This window comes from Dyadobacter sp. HNCC25DJ187, from assembly GCF_056895255.1.
This window is the reverse complement of record NZ_JBXHAT010000006.1, coordinates 38,721-57,267: the sequence shown is the minus strand read 5'-3', so window position 1 is coordinate 57,267 and position 18,547 is coordinate 38,721. Positions and strand designations below refer to the sequence as shown.

Genomic DNA, 18,547 nt, shown 5'->3' with positions numbered 1-18,547 from the left:
TACAGCCGATTTCATCTTGTTATATCACCATTTTTGCTACAATGCAGGAATCAAAAAGTCACTAGCAAACCTGTTGATGCATAGTTGATCCAATTAAAATTGTATATATCTTCAACATCTGCACCACCTTCAACTACACGATAGCCTAGCTTCACACCAAGTTTTGAATTAATCTGATACGCTGCACCAGCAAAAATATCCTCAGCACGACCAAATTTTGAGGCAAGTGCATCTCCTTCCAGAATGAAAGACCACCGATAAGATGGCTTGTAGGCAGCATAAAAGTTAATCAGAGGCACAAATCCCAGATTATCATAATGGGTGTCCTGAGCATCATTCTTAAAGCGGATATCGGCATCTCTTACTTTGCCGGTAAGTCCTGCTCCTACCCTCCATCGCCCTGTTTTCACAAAATCATATCTGTAGGTAAGACGATAGGAATTAAATTTATAAAAAACTTCCATCGGTGACCCCTGTTGGAATAACTCTGAATTAAAATTGATATCCCGATTAAAGGCTCCGTTGTATGTTACTGTGAGCGGGGCATACAAAGCAGAAATAGTATGACGTCCCGCTATTGTATAAGAACCTCTTAGTCTGTAAAATGCCTTAGGCTTGATGGATAGCTCATCAGCAAGATTGACAATGGTACCGCCTGAATTTGGAATTCTTACCTTATTATAGTTTGTACCGGTTATAAGCCCAAGTTCAAGATCGAGGCTAAACTGTGCAAAGCTGCTCATAGTGCTTAGTAGTAAGCAGGTGATAAGTATTGTCCTGAATATCATATTTATACGGAATAAGAGTAAAATAAAAAAAGCAACCCGGTGACGGATTGCTTTTTACAAAATTGATGCCAACAGCACCTAGTTCTTCTGGTCTTTTAATCAAGCCTCTACTGCTGTAAGTGGCTTGTTTTTTACTTCAGAAACGAATGTTTTGATATCATTTACAAGATCGTCGCTTTCCATTAAAACACGGATGAACGCACTGCCAATAATGGCACCAGCAGCATATTGGGAAGCTTTACTGAAAGTCGCATGATCCTTTATCCCAAATCCGATCAATCTCGGATTCTTCAGGTTCATGTCATTCAGGCGCTCGAAATAAGATTCCATATTAGAGCTTACCCCAATTTGAGATCCTGTGACGCTGGCGGAAGAAACTGTATAGATGAAACCCTCTCCTACTTCATCAATTTGTCTGATCCGCTTTTCTGAGGTCTGAGGTGTTACAAGGAAAATATTGAGAATACCATAAGCATCAAATAGCGGCTTATATTCAGTTTCGTATACGTCCATAGGCATATCAGGAAGAATTAATCCATCCACACCCACTTCTGCACATTGCTGACAAAATGCCTGTATACCAAATTGTAGAACAGGATTAATATATCCCATTAGTAAAACAGGAACAGTGATGGTTTCCCGCATGTTCTTCAGCTGCTCAAACAGGATACGTACTGACATGCCATTTTCCAATGCAATATCATTGCTATGCTGAATGGTTTCTCCGTCTGCAACAGGGTCAGAATAAGGCATGCCGATTTCAACCAGGTCTGCTCCACTTTCCTGTAGGGCAGTTAGCACTTTCAAGGTATCATCAAGCTTTGGAAAGCCAGCTGTAAAATACACATTCAGCAATCCATCGTTTTCAGTTTCAGCTGCAGTTTTAAATAAGCTAGTTATCCGGTTCATTCCTTAGTCCAATAGTCAACAACAAGTACTTTATCAAGATATGGTTGGAGTACCTTGCCAAATGCTTTATGTTCAGGGTGTGGCAGGTATGCTGCGCGTCCCTCTTCGCTATCAAAGGTAACAAAGAAAACATGGGTAAAACCCTGCGAAAGTCCCTCCGGACTATTTTCAGTTCCCCATTCGAATCCTTTAATCTCCTTAATTTTAGATGGGAGCTTACGGAATGCGTCTTCCACTTCTTTTACCTGTGCAGGTGTTGCAGAATCTTTAAACTTGAACAATACAACGTGACGTAGCATCTTTTTAGGCGGTGTATTTTTAGGTGAAACAAAGGCCATAGAACCGATCATCAGCAAGCTGGCCAGAAAAAGCAATCTTAATTTCATTGGTGGTAAAGATTAAGGTTTAAATTATATAAAAACTTATGCAGAGCAATTCAGGCATTCTCCTTCATCACTGAATTTCAACCGGTCAAATTCCCCTAGTTTTTCCTTCATTTCCAGTATTTCGTCTTCCAGATCACATCTTTCAAAGAGTGATAATTCGCCGGAATTTACTTTTTTTTCCAGTATCTGAATTTGAAGACGCAAGTCAAATACTTCGGGTAGTGTAAGTGTTGCCATGATTGATATTGATTAATCGATGTATTTCATGTAGGTTGCCATATCCTTATCCCCTCTCCCTGAAAGGTTAAGAATCACATTTTCATGAGCGGCAGCACCAAGGCGGTTCAGCACGGCAAGGGCATGAGAAGATTCCAGCGCAGGAATAATCCCTTCCAGCCTGGTTAGCTCAAAAGCAGCTTCAACCGCCTCTTTATCTGTCGCTGATAAGAATGTACCGCGTCCGCTTGCAAATAAATGTGCATGCTGTGGGCCAATTCCCGGATAATCCAGACCTGCTGAGATAGAAAAAGGCTCTGTAACCTGTCCATCTTCGGTTTGCATCAGAATAGTACGACTACCGTGCAATACACCTGGTTTGCCTAATGCTGTTGTGGCTGCGGAATGACCTGAGTCAATCCCTAGTCCGGCTGCTTCCACTGCTACCAGTTTTACCGTCTCTTCATCCAGGAAGTGATAGAATGCACCAGCTGCGTTACTTCCTCCACCCACACATGCTACTACGTAATCAGGCGTTTCTTTTCCGGTTTGTTCTTTAAGCTGCCATCTCATTTCTTCCGAAATAATAGATTGAAATCTCGCAACCATATCCGGATACGGATGAGGACCAACAACTGAACCAATAATATAGTGCGTATCAACAGGATTGTTAATCCAGTGACGCATAGCTTCATTGGTCGCATCTTTCAATGTTTTTGAGCCACACGTAGCAGAACGAACCTCTGCACCCAGCATTTTCATACGCGCTACGTTCGGAGCTTGTCTTTCTATATCAAGCTCACCCATGTACACGATACACTCAATATTCATCAGCGCGCACACCGTAGCGGTGGCCACGCCGTGCTGTCCTGCACCAGTTTCAGCAACTACACGTTGTTTTCCCAGTCTTTTAGCCAAAAGTATCTGCCCGATGGTATTATTCACCTTGTGAGCGCCAGTGTGACAAAGATCTTCACGTTTCAGGAAAATATTGGTCTTATACTTTTCCGACAATCGGTTGGCACGGTATAAAGGTGTAGGGCGACCCACATAATGACGAAGAAGATCGTCATATTCTTTCTGAAAAGCTGGATCTGATATGATATTCAGATAGTTCTCACGTAATTCCTCTACATTGGGATACAACATTTCCGGAATGAATGCTCCACCGAACGTGCCATAGTATCCACGGTTATTAACCTGATATGAATTTTTTTCTGCTACTGATTCCATTGCGATTGTTTAAACTTCTGCTTCTTCCTCTTCCTTTACTCTCACCAATCCGAAAAGCTCTGTCAGTTTTGATATATCTTTTACGCCTGGTTCTGTCTCATATTTACTGTTTACATCAATGCCATAAATGGACATCGACTTTGACAGTTGAATAACTTCTTCTATGTTATCCGGTCCAATTCCTCCACTCAGAAGAAATGGTTTTTCATTATCATACTTTTTAAGCAAATTCCAGTCAAACGCTTTTCCATTTCCACCCGGCTGATCACCTTTTGTATCAAATAAGAACAGATCACAGAAAGATTTGTAATTATTGAGCATGGCAAAGTTGAAAGTCTCATCGATAGAGAACGCCTTAATTATATTTACGCCTTTCTGTCGAAGACTCCGACACATATCAGGCATTTCATTTCCATGCAACTGCGCATACTGCAGATTATATTTCTTAACCATATCCAGAATGTATCCCGGATTGGCATTTACAAATACACCTACTTTTTTAATGTCCTTTGGAATAGTTTTAACATACTCCTCACTCAATTCTTCACCGGCAAAACGGGGTGATTTTTCATAGAAAATAAACCCGATAAAGTTAGGTTTCAAAGCTACTAACTCTTCAATGTTGCCTTGCTGGCGCATTCCGCAAACCTTTATTTTCATAGAACCAGAGGATTTTGATTACTAAACTGAGATAATTCATTTTGTAAATCTGCAAGTGCTGCTCCAGGATTCACGGTTTTCATAAACGTTTCACCAATTAAAAAGCCTTTGTAGCCATGCTGATATAATTGCTGGATGGTTTCAGCATCTTTCAGGCCACTCTCTGATATCTTAACAAAAGAATCCGGGATGTGTTCACTCAAAGCGATGGAAGTTTCGATAGAGGTGTCGAAGGTCTTTAAATTGCGGTTGTTAACGCCCACAATATCAATGCTGTCGCAAAGGCTTTCTTTGAGCTCTTCCTCATTATGTACTTCCAACAAAACTTCCAGCCCGAGCTCATGTGCTTTTTGACTCATTGATATTACTTCCTGTGGTGTAAGACAGGCCGCAATCAAAAGAATAACATCAGCTCCGATTGCTTTTGCTTCATACAATTGATACGGGTCAACCATGAAGTCCTTTCTGAGCATAGGTATCTCCGGATTCGCCTGACGGGCAGCTGCGAAATCACCGAATGAGCCTCCAAAGAAATCAATGTCCGTAAGCACTGATAAAGCAACAGCATCGGCATTCACATAGTCTTTCGTAACCCTTGCCGGATCAACTGCTCCGTTGATCACACCTTTGGAAGGCGATTTTCTTTTGAATTCAGATATAATTCTTGGCTTTTGTGCTTGTTTTAAAGCAGTTGCCAGTGAAACCGTTTTCCGTGTAAACAATACTTCTTTTTCCAGTTCAGTAATAGATTTTACTTTCTGAGCTGCAGCAATTTCTTCTCTCTTACGGGCAATTATTTTTTCTAATATGTTCATGTGCCTTATTTTTTCTTTTGGCTTAGCATCCAGTCGAGAATACGATATTTAGTCTTGTCCGCGTAGATCCATTGAATAGCATGTCCTTCATTTTCCAGCGGAGTAAATTTGATGTTACCTCCACATGCGGCCAGTTTTTCCGTTTTTTCCTTCGTTTGTGAGATCGGGACAATATCATCGGCTGTGCCGTGGAAGGTCCAGATCGGTATATTTTTTAACTTACAAATATCCTTTGCTGTACTTTGCCAGGCACACAAAGGAGCCAATGCGGCAAATGTATCAGGATTTTCCTTTGCCACTTCAAAGGTGCCTCCTCCGCCCATGCTGATTCCTGTAAGGTACACTCTGTCAGTATCTACGCGGAGCTTGGAGGTAAGTTCAGCAAACAACGGCTCAAACCAATTTTCAGAAGACCATAATGATGCATTGGAAGGGCATTGTGGAGAAGCAATAATAAAGTCAAAATCTTCGCCGTTGGCAACCATTTGTGGTAAACCGTATGCTTTCAGTTTATTCAGGTCGTCACCTTTTTGTGAACTTCCGTGCAGATAGATTACAAGCGGATATTTTTTACCGGATTGCAGGTAATTTTTCGGGGTATACAGCAGGTATTCATATTTCTTTTTTTCTTTCTTACCACCATCCATGGCGTTTACATCAACTTGCGTATGCAAACTAAGTGTGAATACCAATAGCAATGAAAAGGCTTTGAAACAGAATGTCATGGTCAATCTTTGAAAACAGCTGCAACACTTAATTTAAAATCAGGGAAAATATAGCTTGTTATATTGTCTTCCAGTACAAAAGGCTGTAAACCAACATATTTTCGATTCTCTTTCAGAATATAGGCGAATATTACCTCACTCGTAGGATCGGCGATCCAATACTCTTTTACTCCATTTTCCTGATAAACCTCAAATTTGTTTTTCATTTCAGTTTGAGAATTTCCCGGAGAGAGTATTTCGATAATCCAGTCAGGAGCTCCTATACACCCTCTATCGTCCAGCTTTGAAGGATCACAAATCACACAGATATCTGGCTGAACAACGGTATAAATTTTATCTTTCTGGTCATTTTTAAGCGGTGTAAGCCTTACATCGAATGGAGCTGAATACACCTGGCAGGTTTTGTTGTCAAGAAACTTATAGAGCTCTCCCTGAAAAACACCTGAAATGCGCTGATGCCTTCTTGCAGGAGCTGGCGACATTTTGAAGATTTTTCCTTTTATTAACTCCACACGCTCTTCCAACTGCCACTTAAGGTAATCGGCGTAGCTGTAAGTTTTGTTAATATCCAGTTGATCCAGGCTCTTTATCATAACTCAATCAATTTCTTGAAACTTTGCAGCGCCTTTCCACTTTCCAATGACTCTCTGGCTGTTGCTACTGCATCCGTCAGCGTGAGGCCGGGGTTAGCACAATACAACGCCAGGGATGCATTGGCGAGCACTGCCTGTTTCTGCGCATCGGTGGCTTCGTTATTCAATACATTCATAAAGATTTTGGCAGATGCCTCTACTGTATCTCCACCCGAAAGCTCTTCCGCACGCAGCACATCCAGTCCGAGGTGTGATGGTGTAAGCACTTGTTCGGTATGCGCTGTAATGATTTTAAAAGATCCTGTGAGCGAAACTTCATCGTAACCATCCAATGCATGCAGGACCAAAAACTGCTTATCCGTCTGTTGGTAAAGATAAGCAAAAAGGCGTGCCAATTCAAGGCTGAAAACACCTACCAATTGCTTTTGCGGCGACACCGGATTGACCATGGGGCCGAGCATATTAAAAAAGGTTTTTACACCCAGTTCACGTCGCACAGGTGCTACATTTTTCATAGCAGGATGGAATAGCGGAGCGTGTAAAAAGCATACGCCAGCTTGATCTATCTGTTTTTCCAGTATGCTTGCTTTGTTGGTAAATTTAGCCCCCAGGTATTCCAGAATGGTAGAAGAACCGCACAGTGAGGATACACCGTGATTTCCATGTTTGGCTACTTTCTGACCCGCTCCGGCTACTACAAAACAGGAAAGAGTAGATATATTAAAAGTATCTTTTCCGTCTCCGCCTGTGCCGCACACATCTATGGGATCATAAACTGAAAGATCAACGGACAGACACATTTCCAGCATTGCATCACGAAAGCCTTCCAGCTCTTCTACTGTGATGCTTCTCATGGCGTAAATGGTCAGGAAAGAGGCAATTTCTGAATTCGAATATTGACCTGAACTGATACCAATCAGGATTTCCTTCGCTTGTTGTTTTGTTAAAACCTTATATTCAAACAGATGACTTAAAATAGCTTTCATTTCATATTGGGATATATTCCTGATAAAGGATAAAGAACATTTTGAATGATATTTCCTGTTGCAAAGTGATCATTCATAAGGGTTATGGTTATATATCCAACCAGTTTTTCAGCATTTCTTTTCCGTATTCAGTCAGTACAGATTCAGGGTGAAATTGCAGACCTTTTACGTCATAGGTTTTGTGAGATAATCCCATCACTCTTCCCTGATCGTCCACAGCGGTAATTTTAATATCATCAGTAAATGTTTCAGGAATCACAGTCCAGGAGTGATAGCGGCCTACTTTAATTTCTGACGGAAGACCTTTGAAAAGCCGGTCCTCTGAATCCGTTACGAAGGCGGTGTCGCTGATGCCGTGCAATACATCGGACATATTTTCCAGTTCGGCACCGTAAACCTCCCCTATTCCCTGGTGCCCCAGACAGATACCCAGTATGCTTTTCGTTGCCCCATATTGGCGAACCACATCCTGTAAAATGCCCGCTTCCGAAGGGATTCCAGGGCCCGGAGATAATAATATCTTATCATACTGGCCGACATCTTCCAGTGTGATTTTATCATTCCTGAAGATATCAACCTGATCGTGCAGTTCGCGCAGGATATACACCAGATTGTAGGTGAAAGAATCGTAGTTGTCTATAACAAGGATTTTCATGTTTATTAGGCTGTCGGCTTTCAGCTATAGGCGGTCGGCCTGGGCTGTTAGTCTGTGTTATTTAATGTTAATATTACTTCTGAAATTTGCAAATTGAATTCTCGGCAGCCGATAGCTATTCTATATTTCCTCCGCAAAATCTATCGCCTTACGAAGCGCAGCCAGTTTGCTGTTGATTTCCTGTAACTCGCTTTCTACTACCGATTTGGCAACCACACCCATCCCTGCTCGGTAAAAAAGCGTATTATCTTTGCTGAGGAAGGTTCTGATGGCAATCGCATGATTAAAATCTCCATTAAAGTCCATAAAACCGATCGCACCACCATAAATGCTCCGATTGGTATTTTCCATGCCGTCGATAAGTTTCATCGCATTGTGCTTGGGGGCTCCGGTGAGCGTTCCAGCCGGAAATGTATCGGCAACAAGTTGTAATGGATTTACATGCTCGTTCATTTTTCCTACCACTTTGGAAACCAGGTGAATGACGTGAGAGTAATATTGGACTTCCTTATAATTGGTCACTTTTACAGCATCACAACTTCTGCTTAAATCGTTACGTGCCAAGTCTACCAGCATCACGTGCTCTGCTGTTTCTTTCGGATCATTTAACAAATCCTGAGCTGCTTCTGCATCGGCCTGGTCGTCGCCGGTGCGTCGGAAAGTGCCTGCAATAGGATGTATTTCAGCCTGACCATTTTTGATAAATATCTGTTTCTCCGGGGATGAGCCAAATATTTTGTAATTGCCGTAATCGAAATAAAATAAATAGGGTGACGGATTGATGGATCTAAGGGCACGGTACACATTGAATTCATCGCCCTGGAAATTTCTGCTGAAACGACGAGAAGGAACGATTTGGAATACATCACCACGAAGGCAATAGTCAATACCCTGCTTTATAGTAGAGCGCATTTCATCGTCTGTCACATTCGAAGTTTCATCAGACACGATTTTGAAATCGTACTTGGGGAAATTCCTGTTTTTGATCAGGATTTCAATCTGATCGAGCCCTGTACCTTCGTCTCCTCCCTCGTAGTGGTGTTCGAATATATAGAGTTCATTTTTAAAATGGTTGATGGCTATAACGTAGCGGTATACCTGATAAAAGATCTGATCTATTTCCGTTTCAGGGCTGGAAGGCTGGATCTGAATATCTTCAAAATACGATACTGCATCGTAGGTCATATGACCAAAAAGACCGTTGGTAATAAAAGGAAAAGCACTTTTCTCCGAAGAGAAACTTTGAGCAAAACCGTATAGCGCCTGTACCGCATCTTTTGGATTTTCGAGATCAAACTGCTCATCTGTATTATCCGGGAAGTGAAGGCTTACATGGCTGTTGTTCAGCTTAAACGAAGCTACCGGATCACAGCAGATATAGGTAAACGAGTTTTCATTGCCGTGGTAATCTGAACTTTCCAACAGAATCGTATTAACGAATCGGTCTCTCAGTTTCAGATAAATAGATACGGGTGTGAGCGTATCTGCCAGCAGTTTTTTATAACTGGTAGTTATACGGTAATTTTTAGTCAAAGTTTTCATTTCAAAAATCGAATAATAAATAACAAAAAAGGCCCGCTATCGGAAGGACAGCGGGCCATTAGGAAAGTATATTTTTCATTCTATACCATGAAATAGCGGTTACCGGTCCATCCTGTTCAGACGTCCGCGCCACCAACCAATAGTATTAAATGTGAAATTCATATTATTTGAGTCTTGCGACCTTTTTCTCTATTCACAAAGATAAGTAAACGGATTTGAGATTTTCAAGAAAGAATTATAAAACTTTCTGTCTTTGTTTATTTTTCTGTTTTACCCTTTTCCCGTATTCGTTTCACCATTCGTACTGCAGTCATCATTAACACGGCAAATGTGATAAGTCCAAGTACTCCCCAAAGCCAATCCACTGTATTTTTAAGAACGACCAGAAATACAATTGAGAATAGAAATATAGTGGCCACCTCATTATAAAGACGGAGCTGGAAAGAAGTGAAACGAAACTTCCCTTCTTTGAGCTCATTCCGAATTTTTCCCGTAAAAAGATGATAAACTACCAGTCCCGCTACAAATAGCAGTTTGAGCTGCATCCACCCCTGCTCCAGCCAGGACGGCGTGATATAAATAAGAATTCCACCGAAGAGAACAGCCAGCCAGGCAGCAGGAACCATGATGGCCTTCCAGAGCAGCATCTCCATTTTGATAAACTGGGCAATTAATATATTTCTTTCAGGTTCAGGTTTGGTATTTGCTTCTGTGTGGTAAACAAACAACCGGGGTATATAGAACAAGCCAGCAAACCAGCTGACTACAAAAATAATATGGAGTGCTTTGAAATGGAGATACGTCATGATGATGGTGAACAGAGAGCGATATACTTCCCGATGTAGAGGGGTGCAATCTTTTTAATGGCAAATTTCGTAAATAATCTGTCACGGAAAGAATAAACTTTCTTCAATCTGTGGGTGTTTATCAATTGTATAATTTAATGATCAAGCCAATGAAAACAACCATCTCGCTTTTTACTTTTATATTTTTGTGTGGCATGGTTGCTATATCCTGTGCACAATCGGATAAAAAACAACAAAAAAAAATGGAGAAAGAAACAGTTGCTCTGGATGAAACAAATGTAAGTACTGCCGGAACTGAAAAGGCCACCTTCGGAACTGGATGTTTTTGGTGTACAGAAGCGGTCCTTGAATCCCTGGATGGTGTTAAAAAAGTGGTTTCAGGTTATTCCGGAGGTCATGACCCCAATCCAACTTACAAAGCAGTTTGTACCGGAGAAACAGGTCATGCTGAATGTGTGGAAGTGACTTATGACCCCAAAGTGATTACTTACGCGGACTTGCTTGAAGCTTTTTTCCGCAGTCACGACCCTACTTCACTCAATCGCCAGGGAAATGATGTTGGAACCCAGTACCGCTCTGTTATTTTCTATCATAATGAAGAGCAGAAACAGCTTGCGGAAACAGCAAAGGCTGAACTGGATAAATCCGGAGCATATGGCCAACCTATTGTGACTGAAATTACACCTGCTGTAAAGTTCTTTATTGCTGAGGATTACCACCAGAATTACTATGCCAATAACCCGGATCAGGGATACTGTGCGTTTGTGATCGCACCCAAGCTGGATAAGTTTAAAAAAGTGTTTAAAGAGAAGTTAAGAAAGAATATTTAATGTCTTGCAGGCGGCTGGTGCAATTTGCGTCAGCCGCTTGTTTGAAATTTAATCCGTATAATAAGTATCGGTGGCATAAGTTTTGAGACATCGTAAAAAATGATTTTACTTTGTGCCTTAGTAAATTTTAATAATCAAATCACAGACATGAAAAAGACTCTATTAATGCTTGTTGTTGCTGCTTTGTTTAGCGTAACGTCAGAAAAAGCTTTTGCCCAATTCGAGAAAGGAGATAAATTATTGAACGCCGGTATTGGTGTTGGAGGATATGGTTTCTACGGCGGAGGTTTCGCAGTTGGTGCGTCTTTCGAATATGGTGTTCATGATTTTATCAGTGTAGGAGCTCAGGCGGATATAAACTTCTATACTTATCGTGGTTTCGGATTCAGAGAAAGTTATACTTCCGTACCTATTGCAGCCAGAGGTTCATATCACTACGGAAAGCACTTCCTGACAATCAACGAGCTTGATTTATATGCTGGTCCTACTTTGGGTTTCAGTATTGACGGAAATAGTTATTATACCGGGTCATCCATAGTAATCGGAGCTTTTGCGGGAGCGAGATATTACTTTAAACCTGCTATAGGGGTATTTGCTGAGCTATCGGGAGGTACAAATGTATTACCTCTTAAAGCAGGTGTTACCTTCAAATTCTAGGAATTAGAGAAACGAATAAAGGCCGGCTTGGAAGTGATTCCAAGCCGGCTTTTATATGTCTGTGTCAGAAGGTCATCTTCAAAGACATCCCGGCGAATTGTGTAGTGGGATTGACTACCGGAGTTACACGGAAACCAAACGATTGATTTCGCTTCCTTAATTCTTCTCTGACAAGTAGCGCTTTTTTTGTATAGCTTTTCTTTTTAACAAATCCAATGATCGTCAGGGGTATACCGGCTCCGACCCCTGCCAGGAATATCATATATCCTCCCAAAAATTGGTTGAATCCATTATATGAGTTGATGGAGCTACTTGCTCCACTCATTAACCCAATACCAGCACCCGTCAGTGCAATTCCGCCAATAGCACCCGCCGTTCCCATTTTCTTGTAGGCATCTGCTTTTTTGAGATAAAAATGATAATTGGTCTGCAACTGTTCTGTTTGCCAATTTTGGACCGTATTAATGGGTAGATTATAAAATTTTTCTCCCTTCTGAAATGGCGTAGCTGCCCGTGTAGTTTTGCTGTTGCTGAATTCAAAGTAGGCTTCTTCCTGCTCATCGAAAACTTTTACCCCTCCGTTGCTATAATGTATTCGTGCTATTTCTGATTTATTAACTGTAAAGACTGGACCCTGAGGGTCATTTGCTTTTTTGTAGCTTACTGCATGCTTCTGAATTTCTTTGATCACTACCTCCAGTTTCGAATCATTACGAAATATAATTGTATCAGTTTTGGAAATTGTTTGCGCACTAACGGTAGGAGTCAATAAGAGAAGTAACAATAATAGTGTACCTCGTTGCAGGCGAGAAAGTAGACTCAGCATAAAGTTTATGATAGACAGGAAGTTTAATTCTCGTGCAATTACAAGAATTAAAAAGATATCCGCAACGCGAGCATGCCTGAGTTATTTAACGGGTTGAAAGAAGGACTTAGCTTTAAAATCGTAAGGGGTTGATTTCTTCTTTCCAGTTCTTCGTTTACTTTTTGAGCTTTTCTGCTGTTTCTTTTATAATTGTTGAAAGTGAGCAATCCCAGGCCACCTCCAACAACTGTTCCGGTTATGGCCAGCGGATAACCTATTCTTTTGTTATCAGGATCTGATCCGGTGTTTGCAACGATCAGTCCGGAGACAAGAGAAGCGACTCCCAGTGAAGTGAATACAATGGCTCCTCTTTTCCCGTCTATGGCTTTATCGCTATAGTAACGGAGCTTATCCCTCAATTGATCCGAATTCGCCATAACAACATCTCTGTCGAACTTATTTTTTGGTAAATTAGAGAGGTCCGCATACTGGCCAACCGAGTCTGGCGGACTGGCAAACGCTAAAACAGAATCCCTAACACTCAGTATTTTTCCATTTTTAAAATAAATTTTCGCAACCTGGTCCATATAAATGTAAGCATCTGTACTGTCTGCGGTTCCAAGATCCCTGTAATTGATCTTTTCATTGGTCATCCGGGTGATCAAAGCCTGGATTCTGGAACTGTCGCGCTTCAGAATCACATCATTTTTAGAAGTGTTCTGAGCATAGGTCATTGTCGATAAAGTCATCGACAGACAAAGTGCTGAAAGTGATTTTTTTCGAAGTATTTGGATGAGCATAGCGGTAATTTTAAATGAAAAATGGACTGATTTCTCAGTCCATCCCTACTAAAATCATGCTAAGACTATACGCCGAACTTATTCAATTGTTTGACAAGCACTTCAAAATCTTTGGGATACGGCGCTTCTACCATGATGCGCTCGCCATCCATCAATGCGAATGACAGCGCGTAAGCATGAAGTGCAACACGCTGGATGAGAGGTTGTTCTTCTGTATCTTTTTTTAGGTTGAATTTGCGTTTCAAACCTGAAAGGAAGATGGGTTCTCCGCCATATTGAGGATCGTTTACGATCGGTGCTTTGAGGCAGGACAAGTGAATGCGGATCTGGTGCATACGGCCGGTAATGGGTATACATTCGATCAATGTATACCCTCTGTACACTTGTAGTGTATTAAAAATGGTTTCAGCCATCTTCCCTTCTGAGCGATCGATTTTCACAGCCGTGCCATTCTTAAGAGCAAGAATGGGCAGATATACCGAAATACTATCCAGATTGTGAATGCCATTGGCTACAGCGTGGTAACGCTTGGTCACCTCTCTGTGCTCAAATTGCATAGCAAGGTGCCTGTAAGCTGCCGGATTTTTTGCAAAGGCCAGTACACCAGAAGTCTCTTTATCCAGCCTGTGTGCGGCTTGTAATTCAGGATTATGTTCCTTGGCAAGCCTCAGCAAACTTCCTCCCCGATCAGCAGTTCTTTCATCCAGGGTTGCTAAATGAGGAGGTTTATTGACGAGCAAAAAGTCGTCATTTTCAAATATGATAAGGTCTTTAAAATTAATCTTCATAAATTTTTATACTAATAGCAATTCAAAAGTCTGCAGAAGAAAGTTTGATGACAAGGTTACGAAAGCTAAAAAAGCGCAGTTTACTATCGTAAATGAGCATTTTTTAGGTGAGTATAACATAGTCAGCAAGCTTTATACAAAGACTTTAACTAAAAATAATCCGGATAAATTACCAAGCATCAGTAATTTATCCGGATTTCATGTAATCTGTTATACCTCTGACGGTTTTTATTCTGCAAAGGTAGAGAATCTATTTATTTCGGTAAGCTTCTTAAACGAAAGAGCTTACCTTGGTCGGATTCGGATTAATGGTGTCAGATTCTACAAGTCCGTCGCGGAGACGCACTACACGGTGTGCATAATGCGCTATATCTTCCTCGTGCGTAACCATGACGATCGTATTTCCTTTGCTATATAGCTGATCGAAAAGATCCATGATCTCGTAAGATGTTTTTGAGTCCAGATTACCGGTAGGTTCATCGGCAAGCAGAATACTCGGATCATTCACAAGGGCCCTGGCGATAGCCACGCGCTGGCGCTGTCCGCCGGAAAGTTCATTAGGCCTGTGTCCTGCACGGTTTTCCAGTCCGACATTTTTCAGGGATAGCATGGCTTTTTCGGTACGATCTGCCTTACTCAGACCTGCATAGATCAGTGGAAGTGCCACATTATCAAGTGAAGACATACGCGGCAGAAGATTGAAAGTCTGGAAAACAAACCCAATTTCCTTGTTGCGTATTTCAGCGAGTTCGCTTTCCGTCATATCACTTACATCCTTATTGTTGAGGATATAGCGGCCCGTCGAAGGAGTATCAAGACAGCCGATGATATTCATCAATGTAGATTTACCCGAGCCAGACGGTCCCATAAAAGCCACATACTCTCCCTTGTTTACAGAAATAGTTACTGATTTCAAGGCCTGAATCACTTCACTACCCATTACATATCGGCGTGAAATATCAGTTGTTTCAATAATTTTCATGATGTAATGGTATGGTAAGATAACTAACTATCAATAAATTAATCAGGCCGACTTATTCATGCGCGAGAAATAGCCATGTACATAAAAAGCGCCTAGCACTACAGCTCCGGGAATATCTTCTGAATTTATTTCACCTTTATTTTTCAAGAATCCCATAGACTTAAACAGGGCGAGATCGTTTTCTCTCTTTACCTCCCAGCTCTGATGTGTCCAGGTGGTATACTGAAAAATGAAAAACTCATCCTCATATTTGATTTCCGCCCGTTGTTTCCAAAAGCTGTAAGTGATGCTGCCAAGTTGTTTTTTTCCTTCAATATCAAATATCAAGGTACCGGATTTGAAAAACCCTTTTGGCCTGAAAGTAACCATGTATCCATTCAATTCCCCGTATGCATTTCCTTTCCAAAAACTGGACTTGAACAATCCGACAATCAGTTTTCCTCTGAAAATACGGTATTCACTTCCGGCAAAGGATTTGGTCCACGTTAATGTCATCAGATTTACAGGCTCAATGGTGCAATAACTATTTGCTAAGCTAAAAAATCATTTAAATTCTGCTCTTTGTTTTTCGATAAGTGCGCGCATAGGCTGATAGCGATTCACAAATTGCTGATAATCGGCGGGCAGGGCATATTGTTTTACCTTCACTTCTCCCGCTTCAGCTTGGTCAGTAAGTCCCTGCGCCAGGCTCAGGTAGGTATATTGTTCCCATAATTCCGGCGCATAATCATTGAAACGCAATGCATTTACAACTATACCATAGGCTTTAGGAATCTGCTTGTTTTGTCGGTACCAATCTGCGGCGGCTGCAACTACTTTCCCACTGAAAGGATTTTCCTGTACAGCTGCATCGTAATCCCGTCCCAAACCTGATTTTTTGGCGGTTGCCAGTAAAGTATCAGCTTTGGATGCTGGCTGCTTTGTCGATAAAAGGGTTTTTCTAAGTGGCTCCAAAGATGATGCTGATTGTTTTACCTGAAGCTTATCCAACATCATAGAGGCCACAGCATCATTTCCGGAAAGTGCATTGGCAATGGCCATTCCCAGAGTACCCTCTTCCCCCTCGACCATGGAAAGTTGCTCAATTGCTTTTTCGTACAAGCCTAACTGAAGAAACCAGTGGCCTGCTACTTTCCGGTAGAGGTTTTCTTTATCTCCCCCATCTTCTGCCCATGCTGTGATGGTCTCGATAGCTCTCAACTTATTTCCGGAATAAAATTCAGGATAAAAGGCAGTAAAAGACAGATCCTGAGACAGCAGCGGGTTCTTAACTGCCAACGCTTGCAGGGTAGAGGATGATGTGCTATCGTTTTTGGCCTGATTCAAGGCATAGTTCTGTATATATGCAAAAGATGCTACGCTCAGCAGTGAATCTTTGGGTATAGCGTCTTTATGAAAAGACTGTTTTGAAAATTGCTGTTTTAGATTCTGTACAGCCAGCCAGTTGGCCTGCCATGATATATACTTCCGGTCTTTGAACTGCGAAGTCAGTGAATCGAGTAGCTGAACATCTGTGTTTTTTGAAAGTACAGCAAGCAGATTTGTAGCAGGTATATCTGTATTTTTACTGTTTTTCTCTGCTTTTTCAAGATAGTAATAGGCGGAATCGGCCACATTGGTTTTAGAATAAAGCATCCCCAGGTTATTTTGTAATTCTCCGCTTTCAGGAAATGCCCGCACACCTTCCTGTAAGCTGTAAATGGCATCGAAGAAAAGGTTTTCCTGAATAAGTATTGAACCTAGACCGGCATAAGCTTCTGCAGAGGGATTTTTAAGAAGTGCCTGGCGGAAGTAATAGGCCGCCGCATTGTTATCTCCTTGTCGGAGTGCGATTGACGCCAAAGCATAGTTAGACTTATGATTCTGAAATTCCTGCTGCAGCGCCATTTTGTAATATTGCTCAGCAAGTGTGTATTCACCGGTTTTACTATATAAGTCACCCAGGCCGTTGAAATAGCCGGCAATGCCCTGATTGAGAGGAAGCAAGCGCTGCATCGAAAATAAAACAAAAACGGCTACTACGCCGAAAAGCCTGGTTTGGGTTAGTCCGAAACGCATCGGCTTATACAATACTTTATGTACTTCGAGTCCCTGTTTGAACAAAGGGAAAAAGTTGACCAGGAGATAAAAAAAGAATAACAGGCTCATACCAAGCTGCCCCTGGATGACCACATCCTCCAATACTTCCAGCAGAGGGTCATTCGCGGTTCCGAACGTGAATGCCGAAAATGAAGCAGCAATAATAAATAAACCTATATAAAACCAAAACCCTGAACTTCGGAATGGCATGAGTGCGCCGGTAGAATTAGCTCTTTTTTGAAACCCCCAAATCCCTACAATAGCTGCAGCAATGGCGAGATATATCGGGCCGATCAGTGTCAGATTCCAGTCAATTTGTTTGGTATTGCGCAGATATTGTAAAGTAAGCATCAGCAGAAATAGTATACTGATCACCAGGAAGTTGATGAGTGCCGGCTTACCTTTTTTTCCTGATCCGCTCGTACTGATCCAAACAAAAAGTGCCATCAGTTCAGTGGATATTACCAGCAGAAATATGACCGTCAGCAGGAGCCAGAAAGGTGTGGAGTAGGATACGGCAGCCAATGCCGGGAAAGGCATAGGAGAAGCAACAAAGACCAGTATTGCGAGCAAAGCAGAGGCACCAAGCATAGCGAGTATACGACGAACAATGCCACTTTCAGGGCTGAAAGCATGGAAATAGTAACTTATACCCCCGTAAAGAAATGTGGTAAAGAGGAACATTACCCTACTTCCTTCTCCGAAAATGCTTAACGTTTCCAGCCGGGACAGTGCCAGTAGTATGATGAATACGATCATTCCTGACAGATACCAGAATCGTGGCAGTGTAGTCAGTGAGGCAAGGAGAACAGACAGCCCTGTCAGTGAAAACAACCAAAATAGCCCAACTGTAACGGAATTCGTTTCCATCACTGATGCTATGAAATTTTCAGTAACCAGCTGAGATGGAACAGATACACCATACTGCCATTGCCCGATTTGGAAAATGTCTACAACGGTGGAGATTTCAGAAACTTCGCTCAGAACATTCCAGCGAATTACATTAGACAGCGGATCAAAACCTTTCAGGATAAGAAACAAGATGGCAAAAAACAGGATCAGCAGGGAAGCAACGGCAGCCCGGCGCTCGGAGGCTGACCACACTCTCCAGAAAAAGAGTTCCTTCATACAGTTGGTTTAAACCGGATTAATAATTAGCAGTTACAAGATTACTGCGTTTTTCTATAAAGATTGAAATTAAAACGTTGCAGTAGATCAAATTCGTAAAAAGAGTAGCGAAATGTAGGTATACAGGCTCTGAACCTGCGAACCCCTACAAAGAAAGTCTCTCA

The 18,547-nt window shown here is 41.7% G+C and carries 21 protein-coding genes; 2 read left to right on the top strand and 19 right to left on the bottom strand.

All coding sequences use genetic code 11. The features are described 5' to 3' along the window. Positions 1–50: 50 nt before the first annotated feature. The 13 genes from AC1XUE_RS25505 to AC1XUE_RS25445 form a co-directional block, all read right to left on the bottom strand. The gene (locus AC1XUE_RS25505) at positions 51–743 is read right to left on the bottom strand and encodes a porin family protein (protein ID WP_483358823.1); all 693 of its coding nucleotides are present in this window, start codon (positions 741–743) and stop codon (positions 51–53) included. Between the two features lie 144 nt (positions 744–887). Then, positions 888–1,697, bottom strand: coding sequence for a tryptophan synthase subunit alpha (trpA, locus tag AC1XUE_RS25500; protein ID WP_483358822.1), 810 nt, complete (start codon positions 1,695–1,697; stop codon positions 888–890). Next, a complete protein-coding gene (locus AC1XUE_RS25495; protein ID WP_483358821.1) occupies positions 1,694–2,083 on the bottom strand; it encodes a Dabb family protein in 390 nt (129 codons plus the stop codon). The genes trpA and AC1XUE_RS25495 overlap by 4 nt, the downstream gene beginning before the upstream one ends. A gap of 36 nt (positions 2,084–2,119) precedes the next feature. Beyond that, positions 2,120–2,320, bottom strand: a complete 201-nt coding sequence (locus tag AC1XUE_RS25490; RefSeq protein WP_483358820.1) for a hypothetical protein — start codon at positions 2,318–2,320, stop codon at positions 2,120–2,122. A 12-nt stretch (positions 2,321–2,332) separates the two neighbouring features. Further along, complete coding sequence (trpB, locus tag AC1XUE_RS25485) at positions 2,333–3,532, bottom strand: tryptophan synthase subunit beta (RefSeq protein WP_483358819.1); 1,200 nt, start codon at positions 3,530–3,532, stop codon at positions 2,333–2,335. A 9-nt stretch (positions 3,533–3,541) separates the two neighbouring features. Further along, the gene (locus tag AC1XUE_RS25480; protein WP_483358818.1) at positions 3,542–4,192 is read right to left on the bottom strand and encodes a phosphoribosylanthranilate isomerase; all 651 of its coding nucleotides are present in this window, start codon (positions 4,190–4,192) and stop codon (positions 3,542–3,544) included. Then, complete coding sequence (gene trpC, locus AC1XUE_RS25475; protein WP_483358817.1) at positions 4,189–5,007, bottom strand: indole-3-glycerol phosphate synthase TrpC; 819 nt, start codon at positions 5,005–5,007, stop codon at positions 4,189–4,191. The genes AC1XUE_RS25480 and trpC overlap by 4 nt, the downstream gene beginning before the upstream one ends. A gap of 5 nt (positions 5,008–5,012) precedes the next feature. Then, positions 5,013–5,732, bottom strand: a complete 720-nt coding sequence (locus AC1XUE_RS25470; protein WP_483358816.1) for a carboxylesterase family protein — start codon at positions 5,730–5,732, stop codon at positions 5,013–5,015. Between the two features lie 2 nt (positions 5,733–5,734). Next, on the bottom strand, positions 5,735–6,325 hold the full coding sequence (locus AC1XUE_RS25465) for a Uma2 family endonuclease (protein WP_483358815.1): 591 nt from the start codon (positions 6,323–6,325) through the stop codon (positions 5,735–5,737). After that, entirely contained in the window at positions 6,322–7,311 is a 990-nt protein-coding gene (gene trpD / locus AC1XUE_RS25460) for an anthranilate phosphoribosyltransferase (protein ID WP_483358814.1), read from the bottom strand. The genes AC1XUE_RS25465 and trpD overlap by 4 nt, the downstream gene beginning before the upstream one ends. Before the next feature lie 88 nt (positions 7,312–7,399). Next, positions 7,400–7,966 carry an anthranilate synthase component II gene (locus AC1XUE_RS25455; RefSeq protein WP_483358813.1) on the bottom strand — a complete coding sequence of 189 codons (567 nt, stop codon included), beginning with the start codon at positions 7,964–7,966 and terminating at the stop codon, positions 7,400–7,402. A gap of 120 nt (positions 7,967–8,086) precedes the next feature. Beyond that, a complete protein-coding gene (locus tag AC1XUE_RS25450) occupies positions 8,087–9,508 on the bottom strand; it encodes an anthranilate synthase component I family protein (RefSeq protein ID WP_483358812.1) in 1,422 nt (473 codons plus the stop codon). Positions 9,509–9,765: 257 nt separating this feature from the next. Continuing rightward, positions 9,766–10,314 carry a CopD family protein gene (locus AC1XUE_RS25445; RefSeq protein ID WP_483358811.1) on the bottom strand — a complete coding sequence of 183 codons (549 nt, stop codon included), beginning with the start codon at positions 10,312–10,314 and terminating at the stop codon, positions 9,766–9,768. Positions 10,315–10,556: 242 nt separating this feature from the next. Here AC1XUE_RS25445 and msrA point away from each other — a divergent pair, with 242 nt between their 5' ends. Together msrA and AC1XUE_RS25435 are read left to right on the top strand one after the other, a co-directional pair. After that, positions 10,557–11,144, top strand: a complete 588-nt coding sequence (msrA, locus tag AC1XUE_RS25440) for a peptide-methionine (S)-S-oxide reductase MsrA (RefSeq protein WP_483358810.1) — start codon at positions 10,557–10,559, stop codon at positions 11,142–11,144. A 147-nt stretch (positions 11,145–11,291) separates the two neighbouring features. Continuing rightward, positions 11,292–11,801, top strand: coding sequence for a hypothetical protein (locus AC1XUE_RS25435; RefSeq protein ID WP_483358809.1), 510 nt, complete (start codon positions 11,292–11,294; stop codon positions 11,799–11,801). Positions 11,802–11,865: 64 nt separating this feature from the next. Here AC1XUE_RS25435 and AC1XUE_RS25430 read toward each other — a convergent pair whose 3' ends face one another. The 6 genes from AC1XUE_RS25430 to AC1XUE_RS25405 form a co-directional block, all read right to left on the bottom strand. Beyond that, a complete protein-coding gene (locus AC1XUE_RS25430) occupies positions 11,866–12,627 on the bottom strand; it encodes a hypothetical protein (RefSeq protein ID WP_483358808.1) in 762 nt (253 codons plus the stop codon). 47 nt (positions 12,628–12,674) lie between these two features. Then, entirely contained in the window at positions 12,675–13,406 is a 732-nt protein-coding gene (locus AC1XUE_RS25425; protein ID WP_483358807.1) for a hypothetical protein, read from the bottom strand. Between the two features lie 65 nt (positions 13,407–13,471). Further along, the gene (locus AC1XUE_RS25420; protein ID WP_483358806.1) at positions 13,472–14,194 is read right to left on the bottom strand and encodes an RluA family pseudouridine synthase; all 723 of its coding nucleotides are present in this window, start codon (positions 14,192–14,194) and stop codon (positions 13,472–13,474) included. Positions 14,195–14,465: 271 nt separating this feature from the next. Beyond that, entirely contained in the window at positions 14,466–15,176 is a 711-nt protein-coding gene (locus tag AC1XUE_RS25415) for an ABC transporter ATP-binding protein (RefSeq protein WP_483358805.1), read from the bottom strand. 42 nt (positions 15,177–15,218) lie between these two features. Further along, entirely contained in the window at positions 15,219–15,671 is a 453-nt protein-coding gene (locus AC1XUE_RS25410; protein ID WP_483358804.1) for a hypothetical protein, read from the bottom strand. A gap of 48 nt (positions 15,672–15,719) precedes the next feature. After that, positions 15,720–18,383, bottom strand: a complete 2,664-nt coding sequence (locus AC1XUE_RS25405) for a tetratricopeptide repeat protein (protein ID WP_483358803.1) — start codon at positions 18,381–18,383, stop codon at positions 15,720–15,722. Between the last annotated feature and the right edge of the window lie 164 nt (positions 18,384–18,547).

What these genes read in the sequence shown, in the direction of transcription:
- AC1XUE_RS25505 (WP_483358823.1), bottom strand. Translation starts at nt 743, where the DNA reads ATGAGCAGCTTTGCACAGTTTAGCCTCGATCTTGAACTTGGGCTTATA.
- trpA (WP_483358822.1), bottom strand. Translation starts at nt 1,697, where the DNA reads ATGAACCGGATAACTAGCTTATTTAAAACTGCAGCTGAAACTGAAAAC.
- AC1XUE_RS25495 (WP_483358821.1), bottom strand. Translation starts at nt 2,083, where the DNA reads ATGAAATTAAGATTGCTTTTTCTGGCCAGCTTGCTGATGATCGGTTCT.
- AC1XUE_RS25490 (WP_483358820.1), bottom strand. Translation starts at nt 2,320, where the DNA reads ATGGCAACACTTACACTACCCGAAGTATTTGACTTGCGTCTTCAAATT.
- trpB (WP_483358819.1), bottom strand. Translation starts at nt 3,532, where the DNA reads ATGGAATCAGTAGCAGAAAAAAATTCATATCAGGTTAATAACCGTGGA.
- AC1XUE_RS25480 (WP_483358818.1), bottom strand. Translation starts at nt 4,192, where the DNA reads ATGAAAATAAAGGTTTGCGGAATGCGCCAGCAAGGCAACATTGAAGAG.
- trpC (WP_483358817.1), bottom strand. Translation starts at nt 5,007, where the DNA reads ATGAACATATTAGAAAAAATAATTGCCCGTAAGAGAGAAGAAATTGCT.
- AC1XUE_RS25470 (WP_483358816.1), bottom strand. Translation starts at nt 5,732, where the DNA reads ATGACATTCTGTTTCAAAGCCTTTTCATTGCTATTGGTATTCACACTT.
- AC1XUE_RS25465 (WP_483358815.1), bottom strand. Translation starts at nt 6,325, where the DNA reads ATGATAAAGAGCCTGGATCAACTGGATATTAACAAAACTTACAGCTAC.
- trpD (WP_483358814.1), bottom strand. Translation starts at nt 7,311, where the DNA reads ATGAAAGCTATTTTAAGTCATCTGTTTGAATATAAGGTTTTAACAAAA.
- AC1XUE_RS25455 (WP_483358813.1), bottom strand. Translation starts at nt 7,966, where the DNA reads ATGAAAATCCTTGTTATAGACAACTACGATTCTTTCACCTACAATCTG.
- AC1XUE_RS25450 (WP_483358812.1), bottom strand. Translation starts at nt 9,508, where the DNA reads ATGAAAACTTTGACTAAAAATTACCGTATAACTACCAGTTATAAAAAA.
- AC1XUE_RS25445 (WP_483358811.1), bottom strand. Translation starts at nt 10,314, where the DNA reads ATGACGTATCTCCATTTCAAAGCACTCCATATTATTTTTGTAGTCAGC.
- msrA (WP_483358810.1), top strand. Translation starts at nt 10,557, where the DNA reads ATGGAGAAAGAAACAGTTGCTCTGGATGAAACAAATGTAAGTACTGCC.
- AC1XUE_RS25435 (WP_483358809.1), top strand. Translation starts at nt 11,292, where the DNA reads ATGAAAAAGACTCTATTAATGCTTGTTGTTGCTGCTTTGTTTAGCGTA.
- AC1XUE_RS25430 (WP_483358808.1), bottom strand. Translation starts at nt 12,627, where the DNA reads ATGCTGAGTCTACTTTCTCGCCTGCAACGAGGTACACTATTATTGTTA.
- AC1XUE_RS25425 (WP_483358807.1), bottom strand. Translation starts at nt 13,406, where the DNA reads ATGCTCATCCAAATACTTCGAAAAAAATCACTTTCAGCACTTTGTCTG.
- AC1XUE_RS25420 (WP_483358806.1), bottom strand. Translation starts at nt 14,194, where the DNA reads ATGAAGATTAATTTTAAAGACCTTATCATATTTGAAAATGACGACTTT.
- AC1XUE_RS25415 (WP_483358805.1), bottom strand. Translation starts at nt 15,176, where the DNA reads ATGAAAATTATTGAAACAACTGATATTTCACGCCGATATGTAATGGGT.
- AC1XUE_RS25410 (WP_483358804.1), bottom strand. Translation starts at nt 15,671, where the DNA reads ATGACATTAACGTGGACCAAATCCTTTGCCGGAAGTGAATACCGTATT.
- AC1XUE_RS25405 (WP_483358803.1), bottom strand. Translation starts at nt 18,383, where the DNA reads ATGAAGGAACTCTTTTTCTGGAGAGTGTGGTCAGCCTCCGAGCGCCGG.